This is a genomic window from Acidipila rosea (assembly GCF_004339725.1).
In the GTDB taxonomy this organism is placed as follows: Bacteria; Acidobacteriota; Terriglobia; order Terriglobales; family Acidobacteriaceae; genus Acidipila; species Acidipila rosea.
The window spans coordinates 751688-769022 of the sequence record NZ_SMGK01000001.1 but is presented as its reverse complement, the minus strand read 5'-3'; the positions used below and the strand labels follow the sequence as shown (position 1 = coordinate 769022).

15 protein-coding genes, 1 tRNA gene and 1 pseudogene are annotated in these 17335 nt (G+C 59.1%); 8 read left to right on the top strand and 9 right to left on the bottom strand.

Annotation, left to right across the window (positions count from 1 at the left end; translation table 11 throughout):
* Positions 1-14 precede the first annotated feature (14 nt).
* The 3 genes from C7378_RS03195 to C7378_RS03185 all read right to left on the bottom strand — a co-directional run bounded on the left by C7378_RS03195 (position 15) and on the right by C7378_RS03185 (position 2753).
* Positions 15-869, bottom strand: a complete 855-nt coding sequence (locus C7378_RS03195) for an inositol oxygenase family protein (RefSeq protein ID WP_131991580.1) — start codon at positions 867-869, stop codon at positions 15-17.
* A 91-nt stretch (positions 870-960) separates the two neighbouring features.
* Positions 961-1563 (bottom strand): TlpA family protein disulfide reductase, encoded by a 603-nt coding sequence (locus C7378_RS03190; RefSeq protein WP_131991578.1) that lies wholly within the window; start codon positions 1561-1563, stop codon positions 961-963.
* A gap of 20 nt (positions 1564-1583) precedes the next feature.
* On the bottom strand, positions 1584-2753 hold the full coding sequence (locus tag C7378_RS03185; RefSeq protein WP_131991576.1) for a pyridoxal phosphate-dependent aminotransferase: 1170 nt from the start codon (positions 2751-2753) through the stop codon (positions 1584-1586).
* Positions 2754-2883: 130 nt separating this feature from the next.
* Between C7378_RS03185 and C7378_RS03180 the strand changes: the two genes are divergently transcribed.
* The 3 genes from C7378_RS03180 to C7378_RS03170 are packed head-to-tail and all read left to right on the top strand — an operon-like array spanning position 2884 to position 5603.
* Positions 2884-4617 (top strand): cytochrome c oxidase subunit I, encoded by a 1734-nt coding sequence (locus C7378_RS03180; protein WP_131991574.1) that lies wholly within the window; start codon positions 2884-2886, stop codon positions 4615-4617.
* Between the two features lie 24 nt (positions 4618-4641).
* Entirely contained in the window at positions 4642-5400 is a 759-nt protein-coding gene (locus C7378_RS03175; RefSeq protein ID WP_131991572.1) for a cytochrome c oxidase subunit 3, read from the top strand.
* Complete coding sequence (locus C7378_RS03170) at positions 5397-5603, top strand: hypothetical protein (RefSeq protein WP_131991570.1); 207 nt, start codon at positions 5397-5399, stop codon at positions 5601-5603. The genes C7378_RS03175 and C7378_RS03170 overlap by 4 nt, the downstream gene beginning before the upstream one ends.
* A 115-nt stretch (positions 5604-5718) precedes the next feature.
* On the opposite strand, the gene fdhA is transcribed toward C7378_RS03170, so the two are convergent.
* Both fdhA and C7378_RS03160 read right to left on the bottom strand, forming a co-directional pair.
* Positions 5719-6918 carry a formaldehyde dehydrogenase, glutathione-independent gene (fdhA, locus tag C7378_RS03165; protein ID WP_131991568.1) on the bottom strand — a complete coding sequence of 400 codons (1200 nt, stop codon included), beginning with the start codon at positions 6916-6918 and terminating at the stop codon, positions 5719-5721.
* Between the two features lie 29 nt (positions 6919-6947).
* Positions 6948-7364, bottom strand: coding sequence for a GlcG/HbpS family heme-binding protein (locus tag C7378_RS03160; RefSeq protein ID WP_131991566.1), 417 nt, complete (start codon positions 7362-7364; stop codon positions 6948-6950).
* A gap of 184 nt (positions 7365-7548) precedes the next feature.
* Between C7378_RS03160 and C7378_RS03155 the strand changes: the two genes are divergently transcribed.
* The 3 genes from C7378_RS03155 (at position 7549) to C7378_RS03145 (ending at position 9208) form a co-directional block, all read left to right on the top strand.
* Positions 7549-7743 (top strand): hypothetical protein, encoded by a 195-nt coding sequence (locus tag C7378_RS03155; RefSeq protein ID WP_131991564.1) that lies wholly within the window; start codon positions 7549-7551, stop codon positions 7741-7743.
* A gap of 10 nt (positions 7744-7753) precedes the next feature.
* Positions 7754-9091: a protoporphyrinogen/coproporphyrinogen oxidase gene (locus C7378_RS03150; protein ID WP_131991562.1), complete on the top strand. Its 1338-nt coding sequence runs from the start codon at positions 7754-7756 to the stop codon at positions 9089-9091.
* Between the two features lie 42 nt (positions 9092-9133).
* Positions 9134-9208 (top strand) — tRNA-Asn (locus tag C7378_RS03145).
* A gap of 362 nt (positions 9209-9570) precedes the next feature.
* On the opposite strand, the pseudogene C7378_RS18140 reads toward C7378_RS03145, so the two are convergent.
* The 3 genes and pseudogenes from C7378_RS18140 to C7378_RS03130 all read right to left on the bottom strand — a co-directional run.
* Positions 9571-10008 (bottom strand): annotated as a pseudogene (locus tag C7378_RS18140) (site-specific integrase); the annotation flags it as partial.
* A 242-nt stretch (positions 10009-10250) separates the two neighbouring features.
* A complete protein-coding gene (locus tag C7378_RS03135; protein ID WP_207901314.1) occupies positions 10251-10619 on the bottom strand; it encodes a type I restriction-modification system subunit M N-terminal domain-containing protein in 369 nt (122 codons plus the stop codon).
* Between the two features lie 15 nt (positions 10620-10634).
* Positions 10635-11099 (bottom strand): type I restriction-modification enzyme R subunit C-terminal domain-containing protein, encoded by a 465-nt coding sequence (locus C7378_RS03130; RefSeq protein ID WP_243648029.1) that lies wholly within the window; start codon positions 11097-11099, stop codon positions 10635-10637.
* Positions 11100-11608: 509 nt separating this feature from the next.
* On the opposite strand from C7378_RS03130, the gene C7378_RS03125 reads away from it, so the two are divergent.
* Together C7378_RS03125 and C7378_RS03120 are read left to right on the top strand one after the other, a co-directional pair.
* Entirely contained in the window at positions 11609-12097 is a 489-nt protein-coding gene (locus tag C7378_RS03125; RefSeq protein ID WP_131991560.1) for a (2Fe-2S)-binding protein, read from the top strand.
* Complete coding sequence (locus C7378_RS03120) at positions 12084-14357, top strand: xanthine dehydrogenase family protein molybdopterin-binding subunit (protein WP_207901312.1); 2274 nt, start codon at positions 12084-12086, stop codon at positions 14355-14357. Before C7378_RS03125 ends, C7378_RS03120 begins: the two co-directional genes overlap by 14 nt.
* A 214-nt stretch (positions 14358-14571) precedes the next feature.
* On the opposite strand, the gene C7378_RS03115 is transcribed toward C7378_RS03120, so the two are convergent.
* Complete coding sequence (locus C7378_RS03115; RefSeq protein WP_243648028.1) at positions 14572-17268, bottom strand: glycoside hydrolase family 2 TIM barrel-domain containing protein; 2697 nt, start codon at positions 17266-17268, stop codon at positions 14572-14574.
* Between the last annotated feature and the right edge of the window lie 67 nt (positions 17269-17335).

Sequence of the window (17335 nt, the reverse complement as noted above, 5' to 3'; positions counted from 1 at the left end):
GTCGCAACGGCACGCTACCAGGCAATCTCCTGCGGAAAGAACTCCGCAAACAGATCGTCATAATAGGGTTTGATGGCCTTCAGGTCCGGTTTCGCAGCTCCCTTGGAGTAAAGATCATAGGGGTTGAATTTGCGGACCCACTCGAACATGGCCTCATCGTGCGGCGTCATCAGGTGCTTATACGCACCATGCTTGTGAGCAGGATAGAACGAGTGATAGCGCAGCATGGCCAGCGCCGGCTCGGGCAGGTAAGGCTTCATGACGTTGTAGATATATTCGTCATGGCCCCAGCTCATATGCACCTTATCAAGGCCGCAGTTAGGCTCGTAAATGCCGTAAAGAGTCTGATACTCAGGAACCTTGCTGTCCGGATTGGCGGCGAAGTACTCGGGGAAAACAATCTGATCGGAGTAGGCGCAGCCGACCGGGAAGGTATCTCCGACAACGGCCCACTGAGGCTCGCCGTAGAGGCAGAGAACTTTGCCCAGGTCGTGGACAAAACCGACTGCAACCATCCAGCGCGGGTGCCCGTCGTTGCGGATTGCCTCAGAGGTCTGCAGCAGGTGCTCGATCTGTGTGAGGTCGGTGTCGGGGTCGCTGTCATCGACCAGCGTATTCAGGAACTCTGCCGCTTCCCAGATCGATTTTTTACCGCGGGTCAGGCCAAGATATTCGCGCTCCTTGGCGAGGACAAAGTCGAGTGTCTGGTTGGCGTGGTTGAGCCGGTAAAACTCTGCGACACCGGGATTGGCCTGGGCATCGTAGACGCGAAACTCTTCCTGAGACTTGCCTTCGCGATAGCGGCTGGCAACAAAATCATCCCATTCTTCGAGCGATTCAAGCGGGTTGGCAACATCGAGGGTTCGCATGGAGTGCGCACCTCCTGACAGCTAGCTAGTATACGCGAGGCCATGCTTTCCATGATTATTTTGCTGATGCAGCGCTCGAGGCCAACCGGGGTCAACTGGGGGCAGAAGCAGGCGTGGCAAGGGCCTTCCGGATGTTGGCCTCGATCTCCTCCCGCGTGCCCAGGCCGCCTGTTTCCTCTACCACTCTGCCGTCGCGGCCTACGTAAATCGACATGGGGTAGTAGTCGCAGCAGTTGTAGGCCTTGTCCACAGCGTCGTCGCTGTAAAGCACGGGATAATTGAGCCCTACCTTCTGGCTGAAGGCGGGGACATTTTTTCTGTCCTCGGGCTCGTCTTCGTCGATGCCGAGGATCTCGAATCCCTGCGCTGCGTATTGCTTGCGAAGCTGCACAAACCAGGGCAGCTCCACGCCGCAGGGTGCGCACCAGGTGGCCCAGAAGTTAATGAGAACGGCTTTGCCGCGATAGTCCGAAAGCGACGTCTTTCTGCCGTTGAGATCACGCAGGGTAAACGCCGGGCTCATCCGGCCGCGAAGAGCCGGCAAGCCGTCGGCAGGTGCAGCATCGGAATCGGTGAGGACGGGGACGTGAGCGGGCGGCCTGACGCTCCTCTGTTTGACGATCTGCCAGCTCGACCACATGAACAGCGCAAGCGCGCAGACCATCACCGCGATAACAATCCGGTTCCGTTTCAAATCAAAACCTCGCAGGCGCTCTACAGGCTACGCAATGCGGCACAGGCGCGCTCCAGATCGGGCTGCTTCTTAGCAAAGCAGAAGCGCAGCAGATCTTCACCCCGGCCGCCGGTGAAGAAGGCAGTTCCCGCGACGGCGGCTATGCCGGTCTTCGCCAGGAGGGTGCGTGCCTTCTCCTTGGCAGTCGCGCCGGGAATGGAGCTGACATCGGCGAGCACGTAATACGCGCCGGTAGGGACCAGAGGGGTCAGCCCCGCATCGCGAAGCGCGCCGCAGAGCAGGTCACGCTTCTTTTCATATTCGGTGGAGAGGCCGGCGTAGAAAGTGTCGTCGAGCTCGACGAGGCCTGCAGCTGCGCCGTACTGAAAGGGCGACGGGCTGCAGACAAAGGTCAGATCGTGAAAGTAAGCGATGGACCCAAGCCAGCGGCGGTCGGCGCGCAGGTAGCCGATGCGCCAGCCGGTGATGCTGAAGGTCTTGGACAAGCCGGAGATAGTGATCGTGCGCTCGGCCATGCCGGGCAGCGAGCCCATGCTGACATGCTTCGCGCCGTCAAAGAGGAAGTATTCATAAATCTCATCGGTAATGACGAAGAGATCATGCCTGGTAGCGAAGGCGGCCAGCCGCTCCATCTCAGCCCGGGTGAAGACCTTGCCGCAGGGGTTGATGGGGGTATTGAGGACCATGGCGCGGGTGTTGGGCGTGACGGCTGCTTCAAGACGGTCGAAGTCGATCTCCCAGGTGTGCATGGCGAGCGGCACGGCAACCGGCCTCACCCGCATGCTGAGCAGAGTGTTGACGTGGTAGCCGTAGAGCGGCTCGAAAAGCAGAACCTCATCGCCGGGATTGAGCAGCGCCATCACGGTTGCGTGCAGCGCACCGGTAGCGCCGGAGGTGACGAGCAGTTCCGCATCGGGGTCCGCATCGATCCTGTTGTAGTGGGCAAACTTGCGGGCGATTGCATTCCGCAGGGGCGCGATGCCATCGAGGCGGGTGTAGATGTTGAAGCCGTCGCGGATGGCGCGGATCGCCGCCTCTTGGACCTGCGGCGGCAGCTCGGTGTCACAGACGCCCTGGGCCAGGTTGACTCCGCCGACGCGGTCACACTCGACGGTCATGGCGCGGATTTCAGACTGCATGATGCGCGGTGAGATTTCGCTGAGCTTGAGCTTTTCGGTCGCGGTTTGCATTGCCCTCTATCTAATCACGGAAAATGAGCGGAGGGTAGGGGCGATGAGCCAGCCGGCATAACACTTCCCGGTGAGGGGCATGCAACCCGGGCGAAGGGGACGATCTACACTAATCGCAGAGCCCTGCCCGATGCCCGAACCGCGCGAATCCGACCCGCAGGACGCAGCCACTCCCGGCAGCGAGTTGACCCGCAGGCACTGGCTGCGCAGAGCCATCTTTACGACGGAGCATCGCGCCATCGGCATGCAGTACCTGGCGCTGGCGCTGATCGCGGTCGCGATCGGCACGGTGCTTTCGCTGCTGATGCGGATTCACCTGGTATGGCCCAACCTGCGGCTTCCCTTCTTCGGCGTTGTTCCGCCCGAGGGGTATCTGGCGCTGGTCACGATCCACGGCACAATCATGGTTTTCTTTGTGCTGACGACGGCGCCGCAGAGCGGCTTTGCCAACCTGGTGCTGCCGGAGCAGATTGGCGCGCGCGGCATGGCGTTTCCACGGCTGAATGCGCTGTCCTTCTGGCTGACCTCGCTGGCGCTTTGCGTGCTGCTGGCGGCGTTCTTCGTGCCGGGCGGCGCGCCGATCTCGGGCTGGACCAGTTATCCGCCGCTCAGCGCAGTACCCGCCGCGGGCCCCGGCCAAGGCACGGGGATGGACCTGTGGATCGCGAGCATCGGCCTCTTCTGCATCGCGTCGTCGATAGGGGCGGTCAACCTGCTCACGACAATTGTCGGTGGCCGCTGCCGCGGCATGACCCTGATGCGGATGCCGCTGACGGTCTGGTCGTGGTTTGTGACTGCGATCCTGATGCTGCTGTCATTCAGCGTGCTCTTCGCCGCGATTCTGCTGCTCTGGTGCGATCGCCATTATGGAACCAGCTTCTTCGTCCCGATGGGCGATCTGGTGAATGGCACGATTGTGGGCAAGGGCGACGGCTCTCCGCTGCTGTGGCTGCACCTCTTCTGGTTTTTCGGCCACCCGGAGGTCTACATTGCAGTGCTCCCCGGGATGGGGATCGTCTCTTCGCTGATCGCCAACTTTACCCGCAGGCCGATCCTCGGCTATCGCATGATGGTGTGGACGACGGTGCTTATCGGACTGCTGGGGCTGCTGGTGTGGGGACATCACATGTTCGTCAGCGGCATGAACCCCTACGCCGGCACGGCGTTTGCCGTGACTACGATGGCCATCGCTGTACCCAGCACCGCCAAGGTTCTGAGCTGGCTTGGCACGCTGTGGGGCGGCGGCATCGAGCGCACGACGCCGATGCTCTACGTGCTGGGGTTTCTCTCCTTTTTCATCACGGGCGGGCTGACGGGGCCGATCCTGGCGCAGCCGGCGCTCGACACCTACCTGCACAATACGTACTTCGTGGTCGCGCATTTTCACCTGATCATGGGCATGGCTGCGGTCTTCTCCATCTTTGCCGGTGTCTGCTACTGGTTTCCGCTGATGACGGGACGCATGATGAGCGAGCGGCTGGGGCGGTGGCACTTCTGGCTGACCTTTGTGGGCGCTTACCTGGTGTTTTTCCCGATGCACTTTGCAGGCCTGGCCGGAGAGCCGCGCCACTACGCGCAGCTGACGGGAGCCACCTCGTCGCTGGCCTCGCTCGTGCCGCTGCAGACCGGCATCACGCACTCTGCCTTTCTGCTGGCTGCCGCGCAGTTTCTTTTCCTGTGGAACGTTCTGCGGAGTGCGCGGCGCGGAACTCCGGCAGAGGGCAACCCGTGGCGCGCGACGACGCTCGAATGGGCAGCGGGGCTGGACGCTCCAGCGGTTCACCGTGGGCCCTACGCGTATGATCCACAGGCTTTTCCTTCCGGCTTCAAAATGCAATGGGAAGCGGACGCAGAACAGGAGTAAGCTTTCTGTGAGAGGAAATCTCCCATGCCCGCCACCTTTACCCGTACACCGGTCGAGATTGAGCGCAAGGATACTGGCTACGGCGGCAAACCGCCTGTAGACAGGCGTCCGACTGGAGGCGGCGGCGATGGAGATAACTGGGACAAGCGTCCGCCTGGACGTCGCGGGCCCCGCGAACTGCTGAACCGCTATCGGCTGGGAGTGTTCTTTGCCCTGGCCGGGGATCTGATGTTCTTCATCGCGCTGGTCAGCGCATTTTTTGTGAGGCAGACGGCGGGACACTTTGACCCGCGAGAGAATTATGTCTCGGACTGGCACCCGCTCGCGATTCCGCCGATTTTGTGGATCAATACCGCGATCCTGCTGCTCTCAAGCGCAACGGTAGAGATGGGCCGCCGACAGCTCTTTCATGAGATCGATGTGATGGAGGAATGGCTGGGGCTGGGACGTCCGGCAGTGAAGCGCGCTGCCCCCTGGCTGATCGCGACTGCCGGGCTTGGAGTGCTCTTCCTGATGGGGCAGTGGATCGCATGGCAACAGCTTGCGAGCGAAGGGATGTTCTTCGCCACAAACCCTAACTCGCACTTCTTCTATCTCATCACTGCGACCCACGGCCTACACCTGGTTATCGGCATTGCGGCGCTGCTGACGGCGCTGGTTGCGGTCTTCGTTCTCCGCAAGATGGAGATGCGCCAGATCGTCGTGGACTGCACGGCGTGGTACTGGCACACGATGGGGCTCTTCTGGATTTTTCTCTTTGTGCTGATGGTTTACTTCCAGTGAAGCTGCTTCTGCTCCTCGCGCTTGCAGCATCTCCGCTGGCTGCTCATGCGCAGGGGTGCAGCCTTTGCCGCGACACGACAGCAGGCAGCAGCCCCCGCGCCCAGCAAGGGCTTCGGCGCGCTATTCCTGTACTGGGAGTGCCGGCGGCGGGAATCTTTATCAGCGCGCTGGTGATCGCGCGCAGGATCAAGCCGGGAGATTGACCGGCCACCCGCGAAGTTTTCCTTTATCGCTACATTCATATTCCAGCGCAAAAAACAGCCGCTCTACCTTTGCGCCGAATGAGCGCGGAAGGTAGAGCGGGCTAAGGGTGTCGGATCAGGCTGCGTGCTTTTTGACGAGGCCGTTGGGATCGATGACGAACTTCTTCGCCGCTCCCTTATCGAAGTCCTGATAACCCTTTGGAGCCTCATCAAGGGTGATGACGGTAGCGTTGACAATCTTGGCGATTGGCAGCCGGTCATGCAGGATGGCCTGCATGAGCTGGCGGTTGTATTGAAGGACCGGAGCCTGCCCGGTGTGGAAGTGGAGCGACTTCGACCAGCCCTTGCCGAAACGCACCTTGAGCATGCCGTGCTTGGCATCTTCATTGGGAGCGCCGGGATCTTCCACGACATAAAGCCCCGGAATGCCGAGGCCGCCCGCAACGAATGTCACATCCATCAGCGAATTGAGAACGCTGGCGGGCGCGGCTTCGCTTTTGGAGCCGTGACCGCTTGCCTCGAAACCAACTGCATCGACGGCTGCATCGACGACGGGCTCGCCGAGGATCTCGGCAATCTGGTCGCCGAGATTGTCGCTCTTCGAGATGTCGATGGTCTCGTAGCCCATCTTCTTCGCGTGAGCCAGCCTCTCGGGATTTCTATCTCCCACGATGACGACGGCTGCGCCGAGTATGTACGCGGAGGCCGCTGCTGCCATTCCCACTGGGCCAGCGCCGGCAATATAGACAGTAGAACCGACGTCCACACCAGCGCAGCGCGCTCCGTGGAAGCCAGTCGGGAGGATATCAGACAGCATGGTGAGATCGGTGATCTTTTCCATTGCCTGGTCTTTGTCCGGGAACTTCAATAGATTGAAGTCCGCATAAGGAACCATCACATATTCAGCCTGGCCACCAATCCAGCCGCCCATATCGACGTATCCATAAGCGCCACCCGGCTGCTGCTGATTCACGTTGAGACAGACACCAGTGTTACGTTCCCGACAGGCGCGACAGCGTCCGCAGGCCACATTGAACGGAACAGAGACGAGATCGCCAACATCGATGAAGAGGACGTCCTTGCCCTTTTCAATTACTTCGCCGGTGATTTCATGGCCGAGCACAATTCCTTTTGGGGCTGTGGTGCGACCGCGAACCATATGCTGGTCGGATCCGCATATGTTCGTGGAAACAATCCTGAGAATGACACCGTGAGTGATTGGCTTGCCGTTTGGGTCTTCAAACTTCGGATAATCGATGTTGTGGATTTCGACTTTCCCTGGACCTTCATAAACTACACCACGATTGCTCGCCATCTTTTTCTCCTGTTGCTGCTGTTGATGATTTACTTAGCGAAGGCGGCTGCGCCTGCTTCCGCGACGGTCTGATCCTGGACGCCGGAACCACCACTAATGCCAATTGCACCGACCACTTCTCCATTGCGCTTGAGCGGAACGCCGCCCGCGAAGATCATGACTTTTCCGTTATTCGAGGCATGAATACCAAAGAACTGATTGCCGGACTGGGAGTTCTCGCCAAGTGTCTTCGTATCGAGATCGAACGCACGGGAGGTGAAGGCTTTTTTCTGTGCAATGTCGATGCTGCCGATCCATGCTCCATCCATGCGCTCAAAAGCGACAAGATTGGCTCCCTCATCCACCACAGCAATGTTCATGGGCTGCTTGATCTCGGCAGCCTTATCTTTCGCCGCCGCAATGATGCGGCGAGCCTCTTCGAGCGTGACTCCTATTGCTTTCGGCATTTACTGCTCCTGTTTGCGCGTCGTTCGCAGCCTCGCTGGGTGAGTGAAAACCGCAACGTGCTACCAGAGATAAGATGCGAATCTCTCTCCAAGGAATGGATTTGGCACGAAACTTGTGTGTAAATTTACGATGCGCTGCAGCAATACCCACCTGCGCACGAACCCGTGCATCGACAGGAGACGGATGCAGCCCGTACACTGCACCTTAACTGGCGCGCAACCCGCAGAACCGGAACGCTACTGCGAAGCGCTGGAAGAATATCTCTGTTGGGCGCTGCTGCTCCCAGGCTTCGCTGCCGATGAATCGTGCATTCAAATGGATGGCCTCACCCAGCATGTGACTGAGGCGAGAGGCCAGCTCGAAAAGGCTGCATACTAAAATCAGATCAATGACAGAGATAGCAATCATCGGGGCGGGACTTGCAGGCCTGAACTGTGCGCTTACGCTGGAAGGCGCCGGAGTGGACGTCACCCTGATCGAAGCGGCAGATGCACCGGGTGGTCGTATCCGTACAGACATTGTCGAAGGTTTCAGGCTCGATCGCGGCTTCCAGGTGATGCTTACCAGGTATCCGGAAGCGGAGCGGGCATTTGACTACGAGGCTTTGAAGCTGCGGCCACTGCGCCCCGGGGCGCTGGTGCGGCATGATGAGAGGTTCCATCGCTTTGCCGATCCCTTTCGCGAACCACTGGCAGCGATGAGGTTTGCCCTCGATAATGTCATTCCGCTGCAGGACAAGCTGCGCGTCGCCAAGCTGCGCTCGTATGTGATGGCGGGCGAAACTGCTGACATCTTCGCTCATCCTGAAAATACGACGATGAAGTTCCTGCAGGAGTTCGGCTTCTCTGCGGCAATCCTTGAGCGATTCTTCATTCCATTTTTCGGCGGCGTTTTTCTAGAGCGTGAGCTGGGAACATCCAGCCGCTTCTTTGAATTTCTGTTTCGAATGTTTGCCAGCGGCCAGACCGCTGTGCCCGAGAATGGCATGGAGGAGCTTCCACGGCAGCTCGCGGCACAACTGAAAGCCGGAACACTGCTGACCCATGCGAAGGTAAGGCGGATCACAAGAAGCAATCGCCAGTTTGCGATCGAGACAGATACAAAAGGGATTATCGAAGCAGCCATTCTGGTGCTGGCGGTTGCGGAGCATGACTGCATTCCCCTGCTGAGCGGACTGGCGGCCAAGAGCAAGTTTTTGCCCAAGCCCCGCAAGTGGAACCAGACGACCACGTTTTACTACGCGGCAGAAAGCTCTCCGGTGGACGAGCCTATTATCGTGCTGAACGGCGAAGGCGCACAGGCGGGCCCTATCAACAATCTGGCGGTGATGAGCCGCGTTTCCTCGCAGTATGCGCCACCGGGAGCGGAACTGATCGCCGCAAGCGTGGTGGAGCAGGCACCCGATTCGGACGAAGGAATGGCCCTGCTCGAAAGAGAGGTTCGAGACCACGCGGCGCGATGGTTTGGCAGGACGGCGAACAACTGGCGGGTGATTGGAGGCTATCCGATCCAATATGCGCTTCCCTTTGCCAAGGCTACGCAATGGCAGTCAGGGCCGGTGCGGCCGGTGGAGGACGGAATCTATCTCTGCGGCGATGCGCAGGAGACGCCATCGATCAATGGCGCGCTGAAGTCGGGCCGTCGGGTGGCCGAAGCGCTGCTGGTCAGAACGGGAGCCCGGACGCCCCGTAATCGGGCCGACTTTGACGCATCCCCGAGCCTTTGATATAACCACAGAAGCGGATTTGTTCCACCCGCACCAAAACACTCCTCAGTAGCTCAATGGCAGAGCATTCGGCTGTTAACCGAAGGGTTGTAGGTTCGAGTCCTACCTGAGGAGCCAATTCTTTTCAACGACTTACGCCCCATCACAACTCCCCGAGTACCCTCAAAAATGCCCGACTGTGGGGACTTTTGTGGGTACTCCCCCTCAAAATGCTGCGTAAAATCAGGCGATTCTGAGCAATCGCGCGCGCCGTTTTTGCGTGCAATCGCGTTCTCGGTTGGCTCAGGCGCGTGACCGCTTTTGGGAGTCTTACCGCCGTTTCGGGGCGACTGTGGGGACTTTTGTGGGTACCCTTGCTGTGACTCATTCGCAGCGCTCGACTTACGGACAATTGCTTCGAGCGCACTGCGCTTTGCTTCCATCCGAATGTGGCTGTAATGCTTCAGCATCTGCTTCGAGACGTGGCCAGCGATGTCCATGATCGTCTGGTCGCCTGCGCCGCTCTCGGCAAGCTCGGTGATGAGCGTGTGCCGGTTGTCATGCCAGCGCCCCTTCACGCCCGCATTCGCGCGGACATTGCTCCAGACGGTCTTGAGCGTCGTGACGTGGCGCGTCGGGTCGGTCGGCTGGGGTGAGCCGAACGGAAAGACATACCACTCTGGCTTGGTCGCGCCGAACTTCTGCTTGTACCACTCGACGTAATTGGTCAGCACGGCGAACAGTTCCGAGTTCAAAGGTATGGTCCTGCCCTCCCCGCCCGCCGTCTTGGCGCGGCCTACAGCCAGATACTGCTTGGCAAAATTGATCTGCGCCCACGTCAACTGCTTAATCTCTCCATCGCGCATCCCGGCATTCAGGGCCAGTGTCAGCGCAAGGTAGATGTGGGGTGACCGGGCCTTCGCTGCCTCGGCAAGCATCCGCTGTTTCTCGTCCTCGCTATACGCCTTGCCGATGACTTCGCGTGTCTTCAGCTTGAGCATCTTCTTCTTGCGGAGGCGGACACGGATCAGGTCGCCCGGCTCGCCAAGAATGCGAAGCAGAAAGCCAACCTCTTCATTGATGGTCTTGGGGGACGCCTTTTCGCTGAGGCGGTCATTCTGATACTTGGCAACGACGGCCTCATTGAAATCGACCAGCATCTTCGCGCCCAGCAAGCGATTCAGGTGCCGGATCGCGTACTCGGCGAAGACAGCGGAATCTGGCAGCCGGAGTGCTGCAGCATCTCTTCGGCCTGCATATGTTTGAACTCGCTCCAACGTAGGGTGCGCCTATCGATGGCGAATTTGTCAGGCTCCGACTGAGTGCGGTACTCGGGGGGAATCCAAGTTCCCTCGAATTTTGAAACGTAACTTTCGCCTGTAAACTCTGCACTAGACTGGCGATTGCGATCCAGATCATCGAGACGCTTCATGAACAGCAGATAGGTGATCTGCTCGATGGCGGTAAGAGGGTTGCTGATACCCCCGCTCCAGAACTTGTTCCAAAGCTGGTCGATTTTGCTCTTGAGTTCGGGACTGTTTTGCAGCATGGAATTACCTGTTCCTTAGGCAGCTAACCCTTCGGTCAGCTGCAAGATCTCGTTGATTTCTGAAGGACTAAACACGCCGCGAATGCCTTGCGGATGAATTACCGTGAATGGCGCATTGATTAGGTCTTTCTTTTCCACCTTTTCGCGCTCGATGATGAAGTTCTTCAGCAGATTGAGAAATTCCATCTGTCGGCTGGAAAGAGTGGTGTGCGCGCGGATGAACTGATCAAAAGCGGCGCTCACTTCATCCGGGAAGCTCTTCAGCACTTCGATACCGAGGATGTGACGAATGAATTGGAGAAAATGGGCCTTGCGATTCTTGTAGACCTGGCGCAGCAGATCCTCCGTGATATGCGGATGTTCCTCGTGCAGTAACTCGGCCAGTTGGTCAGCTTCATCAGCACTGATAGCTTCGCCCCGCTTGATTCTTTGTAATACCGGGTTGTGCTCGGTAAGTTCGGCAATCAGAGCTTCGACCAAGCGGAAACGATCAATGCAGACCTATTGGCGTTTTTCAAGAGCTAAGGATATCGACTTGCCTGGCGGTCGATAACCGGCCAGCCACAAGCGGTTGAGTAGCGAACGCGATCTTTAGCCCTACCCCATCTCGTTTTGCAGAGGAAACATCTGCCATTCCTGTGGGAGGTGGCGCGCGGAAATATCTGATGGTTTCTGTAAATCGCAGCGCCACTCGGAACGGCGAACCCATTTTCAGGCACTTGATTCGCTCCACGAGCAGCGTAAATCATGAAGCTAAATGACAGAGAGATCCGTCTATGTAAATAAGTCAGCCTTCATTCCGATTCTGGCGCGTTCACGGCATCACAGGCTGACACGGATGAAGTCCATTTCTCTCGGCGAAGTGGTGGTAGTCGACCATAACTTTGAGAGCGATCAATCAGCCAAAAGTGATATGTTGTGAGCTATTACTCCCGTATCGGTTTCTCTTTGAAAATATCCCTTCTTCATGTTCTGTGAGGTGAGATCACATGCCGTTCCAACTTAATATCAATCGGAAGCCTCGAACGGTCGACGCCGCTGAGGACACCCCATTGCTATGGGTGCTGCGCGACGAACTCGACATGAAAGGCACCAAGTACGGCTGTGGCATTGGCCTGTGCGGTGCCTGCACGGTGCTCATGGATGGGACCGCCATTCGTTCCTGCCTGACGCCCGTCTCCGCCGTGACCGGCAACATCACCACCATCGAAGGATTGGGAGAGAACGGCAAACTGCATGCATTGCAGCAGGCGTGGATCGACCTTGACGTCGCCCAGTGCGGTTATTGCCAGGGCGGCCAGATCCTCAGCGCGGCGTCACTGCTCGCGCTTCATCCCAAGCCGACTGACGCCGAGATCGAAGAGGCGATGACCGGAAATATCTGCCGCTGCGCCACATACAACCGCATCAAGGCGGCGATCCATCAGGCTGCCGGGTCTCCGGCGGAGACGAAAGGAGAAGTCCATGCCGGCGAGTGAAACATTCGCACAATTTGATGCCGATATGCAGGCCCTGATCGCGGAGGTGGAGACCATCTCGCCTCCCGTTGCAATGATGGGGCGGCGATCCTTCCTGAAATTGGCGACCTTCGCCGGAGGCGGACTGGTGCTGGCTTTCCGGCTCGATACGCGCGCAGCCCTGGCGGAAGACAGCTCCGAAGCTGACGCAAGCAACCTCAATGCGTTCGTACGGGTTACGCCTGAGAATACCGTTATCCTCTATTCCAAAGGGCCGGAGATCGGTCAAGGGATCAAGACCGCCTTCGGTCTGATCATCGCCGAAGAGCTGGATGCCGACTGGAATACAGTGAAGGTCGACCAGGCGCCGATCAATTCCAAGGTCTATGGCTATCAGGGTGCCGGTGGCTCCACTTCCATCCCACGCGCCTGGGACCAGTTGCGTCAGGCCGGCGCCACCGCGCGGGCCATGCTCATCGCCGCTGCGGCCAAAGAATGGAAGGTGCCGGTGAGTGAATGCAGCGCCGCTGCCAGCGTCGTCACTCACACGCCCTCGGGCCGCAAGTTGTCGTATGGTGCTTTGGCAAAGGCGGCGTCGGCTCAACCGGTGCCCGACCCGACCAAAGTGCAGTTGAAGTCACGCGCCGAGTACAAGCTCCTGGGCAAGCGCTTTACCGGGGTCGACAACCTGAAGGTCGTCACCGGCCAGCCCCTGTTCGGCATCGATGTGCAGATGCCGGGCATGCTGTATGCCAACTACATCATGTGTCCTGCGGTAGGCGGCAAGGTTAAGAGCGCCAATCTGGACGAGATCAAGAAGATGCCGGGCGTAGTGGACGCCTTTGTGCTGGACGGTACCGGCACCCCGGCCGAGGTGATGCCGGGCGTGGCAGTCATCGCAAAGTCCACCTGGGAAGCGTTCAAGGCCAAGGCCGCCCTGAAAGTGGACTGGGACGAGAGCTCAGCATCGAAGGATTCGCTTACCCAGGCTGCGATTAAGGCCAAGGAGATCGGGGCTCAGATGCCGGCCCCGGCGAACAATGTCGGCGATGTCGATACCGCCTTTGGCTCCGCCGCCAAGGTGGTCGAGGCGTCCTACGACTACGCCATGGTCTCGCATCAGCAGCTGGAGCCACAGAACAGCACCGCATGGTGGCATGACGGCATCATGGAGATCTGGACGCCTACCCAGCAGGCGGATCGCGGCCTGGCAATGGTCGCCAAGATGTTGAATCTGCCCGACGAGAAGGTGACGGTTCACCAGATGCGCGCCGGGGGAGGCTTTGGACGCAGGCTGGCAAACGACTATATGTGCGAAGCCGCAGCCATCGCCATGAAGGTCAACGCCCCGGTCAAGTTGCAATGGAAGCGCGAAGACGATTTCGCGCACGACTTCTTCCGCGCTGGCGGCTATCACTTTTTGAAGGGCGCAGTCGACAAGACAGGCAAGCTCTCCGCCATCCAGAACCATCTGGTTTCTTTCTCGGCCGACGGAAGCCGTCCCGTCTCCGGTGGCGCGCGCAGCAACAACAGCTTCCCCACAGACATGGCGCCAAACGTGCGCTACGCCGTCAGCCTGATGCCGCTGCAGATTCCCTGTGGCCCGTGGCGCGCCCCCACTGACAATGTGCAGATGTTCGTGGCAGGAAGCTTCCTGCATGAACTCTCTGTAGCTGCGGGACGCGACCATGTGGAGTTTCTGCTGGAGTGGTTCGCCCGTCCGCTGGCCAAGTCCGAAGGTCCGCCGCCCGATCCCAGCCGCAGCTACAATGCCAGCCGGGCCGCCGGCGTACTCAAAATGGCTGCCGAAAAGTCGGGCTGGGGCAAGAAGCTTCCTTCAGGCAGAGGACTGGGGATCGCCTTCAGTTGCGCCTATGGCGGCCATGTCGCCGAAACGGTCGAGCTGAGCGTCGATGCGCAGAAACACGTCACCGTCCACAAGATCATCGTAGTCGCTGACATCGGCCCCGTCATCAACATGAGCGGCGCCGAGAACCAGGCCCAGGGAGGCGCCATCGATGCCTTGTCCACTGCCATGGGGCTGGAGATCGAAGCTGAGCAGGGCCGTATCAAGCAGACGAACTTCACTGGCTATCCAATTCTAAGGATGCCCAGCGCCCCACCGGTCGACGTCCATTTCATCCAATCGGACTTCCGTCCCGCAGGTCTGGGTGAACCTTGTGTTCCGCCTCTGGCTGCCGCGCTGGGTAATGCAATTTTCGCGGCGACCGGCGAGCGGGTACGAACCATGCCATTCAAGCGGGCGGGGTACACGATTTAGCAGTTACGCCGTCCCGCGGCCTGAATAAAAGTCCAAAGGAGCTTTGACTGGCACCGAAGCAGGTGACCATCCAATGAAGCCAGGAAGCAGAATGGCTGCAAGTATCTTGTCCTCGAGTGGGCGTTTCACCTTGCGCTTTTGGCTGCGCGGCGATTTTTCGCCAGTGCGATCAAGCCCACCCTTAGAGGCCGCACACCTGCGGCCTCTTGCGACGCTATTGCACCTCTATCGCGGAGACAATCGCGTCGCCTTTGCTCGGTCTAAACTGAATAATCACCATGCCATCCGTGGCCTTCACCTCGAAATCCCTTTGATAGGCGGTGAGGGAACCTCCGGCAGCGGCGGCCACATCCAGATTGGTGATAACCTTCTGCCCGTTCGCGAAGACGTCGAAGATGCGGTCGCCGCGATGCAGAGACGGCTCGACAAACGTGAGGATGACGTGGTGCGATCCGTTAGCGACAGAAATACGATAGGTGAACGATCCGGACCGGTAGGTGGCCGCTATCTCCTGCTTGTTGGTGCCGGCGATTTTCGGAGGAACCGGAACTCTTCCCCAAGCCGCCGGGCCGGAGATCGCACCGGCCGTTCCCCCTTCAAAGAACGTATCTGATCCAAAGTGTTTTCCTTCGCTATCCCCTGCGACCAGAGCACCGCAATCGATGTTCACGGTCTTCGCAGCAGCGTCGGATAGATGCCACTGCGTTTTATCTTCCACATCTCCGTTGGGAAACGACCCACTCGCGACGATGTTGTTCGTGCCGGGGCTGAGAACGACATCCTTCCAGACACAGATACGTTCCGGGCAATTTACAAGCACCCCAACGAGCCTACGGTTGATTCGCAGCGATGTCATTCGCGCGTTGCTGTACACCCGCACATCTGTTACGCGGTAGGCCCGTTCGGTATAAAGGCTGGAGTTGATGTGGACAGTAGGCGTGGCCGTCCAGTTGGCCTTGTAAAAGAAGTACGCGTCTTTCCGGTACTTATGGTCGAAGGTGACGATGCCCTTGGTATTGATGTCCTGGGCATTCCCCTCGTTGCGCCTTGTGCTACCGAAGTCGAAGGAGTTCCATAGGAACGTACCCCACAGATACGGTTTGCTGCTCAGAGTGGACCAGTTCTGCTCGTGAATGTAGGACTGGTATTCTTCCGCCTGGGGCCGATTGCGAGACTCCGGGCCACCGAGCGCATTGTCAGAGTGCAGCGAGATAGCGCCCCCGGCGCCGTACTCCGTTACAGCCATGGGCTGTAACGGGCGAGTGCGATGCAGGGCGTCAAGATGAGGGCCCAAATCGGAGGGCATGCCATAATACCAGCCGAAGTAGCGGTTTGCGCCGGAGAGGTCGGTGACCGAGGCTGTGATGGGCACGACGGTATCGGGTGCGTAGCGTATCCCCTCACAGCAGGTTGCCAGCGTTGTGGGCCTGCTCGGGTCCAGCTCATGCGCCAACTGGTTCAACTCTTTGAGTAGTGGCAGGGGATCTGGAATGGCACCTGTCTTGTTCCCCACGAAGGCCGGTATGCTGTTCCCAAAATCGATCTCATTGCCGATGGACCAGGTGATCACCGAGGGATGATTGAAGTTCTGCGCGATGAGCTCGCGCAGTTGCTGCCGGGCGTTCTCACGAAGCCCTTCGGTCGGCTGCAGGCTCTCGCCCAAGGTCCACTGGCTTACCAGGGGAATCTCGTCCCAGAGCACAAGTCCGTCCCGGTCCGCGAGATCGTGAATCGGCTCGCCATGCTGGTAGTGAGTGAGGCGTATACCGGTGACTCCCATCTCACGCATCATTGCCTCATCTGCGGCAACGTCCGCAGGCTCCGAGGCCCAGCCCTTGCCTTCGCGATCCTGGTGATAGCCCACGCCATGCACCGTCACGTGCTTTCCGTTCAGGAACAGCCCCTCGTTTGGATCGAATCGGACCTGCCGGATGCCAAAGGGGGAAGAGATACGGTCCACAAGCTGGCCGGACTTGTCTGAGAGTTCCACGACCAGCCTGTACAGATACGGATCCTCCACACCTTGCCAAAGATGCGGATGCGGCACAGCCAGGCTTGCGATACTCTCTGCCACACTCGCCGGTTCCACAGCGACGGTCTGCTCTTGTTGTGCCGCGACGTTGCCCATGAAGTCAATCAGAAGGGTTCGGAGCATCACAGTGCCGCTCTGCTCACTGTCGTTGCGCACCCTGGCGCGGACGTCTACTTGTGCCCTTCCAGACGCCAGAGACGTCGTCTTCGCATACACTCCGGAGGAGCCGTAGTCCATGAGATCGAGGTGCATCTTCCGGGTGAAGACCAGGCTTACCGGGCGGTACAGGCCACCGTATACGAAGAAGTCTCCCGTAAGCGGTAGTACGTCGGCGGTCGAGCTTCCAGGTGCGGGCTTTGTGTTGTCAACCTTCACCGTAAGCCTGTTCTCCTGACCCGGTTTCAGCGCGGCGGTGCTGTCCAAGCGAAAGCGCGAGAAGCCCCCCTTGTGTGTGCCAAGAAGGGTGCCGTTCAGCCACACGGTCGCGATGCGGCTTGCTGCGTCGAATTGCAGAAAGCTTTCCATGCCAGCCACATTCGCTGGAGGCGTAAAGGCGAGCTTGTACCATCCGACGCCCTGCGTGGTGACGACGTTCTGCGCGGTGTTAATGTGCGATGCAGGTGCGTCCTTGTAGTAGCCGACGCGGTTCCAAGTGTGAGGCACGCTGACGGTTGTCCATGTCGCATCCGGTTCAGCCTGGAGCTCTGTTGTGGATTCTGGTCCGAGTTTGAAGCGCCATCCATCGCGAAGTGACACTTCGACGCGAGGGGCTGCGGCCGTGGAACTGGCGGTGGTGCTCGTCTGTGTCTTCTGTGACTGACTTTCTATGGTGAGCGCACAGAGCAAGAGCAGAAACACGTAAAGGGGGCGGGGCATCATTGAGCTCCTGCAAGGTCCATGGGGCTGGGTGATAAGGACAGCCCATTCTAGATATCCCGCCAAGCGA

Excerpts from the sequence above, each read along its gene's own strand:
- C7378_RS03195 (WP_131991580.1), bottom strand. The coding sequence starts at position 869 with ATGCGAACCCTCGATGTTGCCAACCCGCTTGAATCGCTCGAAGAATGG.
- C7378_RS03185 (WP_131991576.1), bottom strand. The coding sequence starts at position 2,753 with ATGCAAACCGCGACCGAAAAGCTCAAGCTCAGCGAAATCTCACCGCGC.
- C7378_RS03180 (WP_131991574.1), top strand. The coding sequence starts at position 2,884 with ATGCCCGAACCGCGCGAATCCGACCCGCAGGACGCAGCCACTCCCGGC.
- C7378_RS03175 (WP_131991572.1), top strand. The coding sequence starts at position 4,642 with ATGCCCGCCACCTTTACCCGTACACCGGTCGAGATTGAGCGCAAGGAT.
- fdhA (WP_131991568.1), bottom strand. The coding sequence starts at position 6,918 with ATGGCGAGCAATCGTGGTGTAGTTTATGAAGGTCCAGGGAAAGTCGAA.
- C7378_RS03160 (WP_131991566.1), bottom strand. The coding sequence starts at position 7,364 with ATGCCGAAAGCAATAGGAGTCACGCTCGAAGAGGCTCGCCGCATCATT.
- C7378_RS03155 (WP_131991564.1), top strand. The coding sequence starts at position 7,549 with ATGCAGCCCGTACACTGCACCTTAACTGGCGCGCAACCCGCAGAACCG.
- C7378_RS03150 (WP_131991562.1), top strand. The coding sequence starts at position 7,754 with ATGACAGAGATAGCAATCATCGGGGCGGGACTTGCAGGCCTGAACTGT.
- C7378_RS03135 (WP_207901314.1), bottom strand. The coding sequence starts at position 10,619 with ATGCTGCAAAACAGTCCCGAACTCAAGAGCAAAATCGACCAGCTTTGG.
- C7378_RS03125 (WP_131991560.1), top strand. The coding sequence starts at position 11,609 with ATGCCGTTCCAACTTAATATCAATCGGAAGCCTCGAACGGTCGACGCC.
- C7378_RS03120 (WP_207901312.1), top strand. The coding sequence starts at position 12,084 with ATGCCGGCGAGTGAAACATTCGCACAATTTGATGCCGATATGCAGGCC.
- C7378_RS03115 (WP_243648028.1), bottom strand. The coding sequence starts at position 17,268 with ATGATGCCCCGCCCCCTTTACGTGTTTCTGCTCTTGCTCTGTGCGCTC.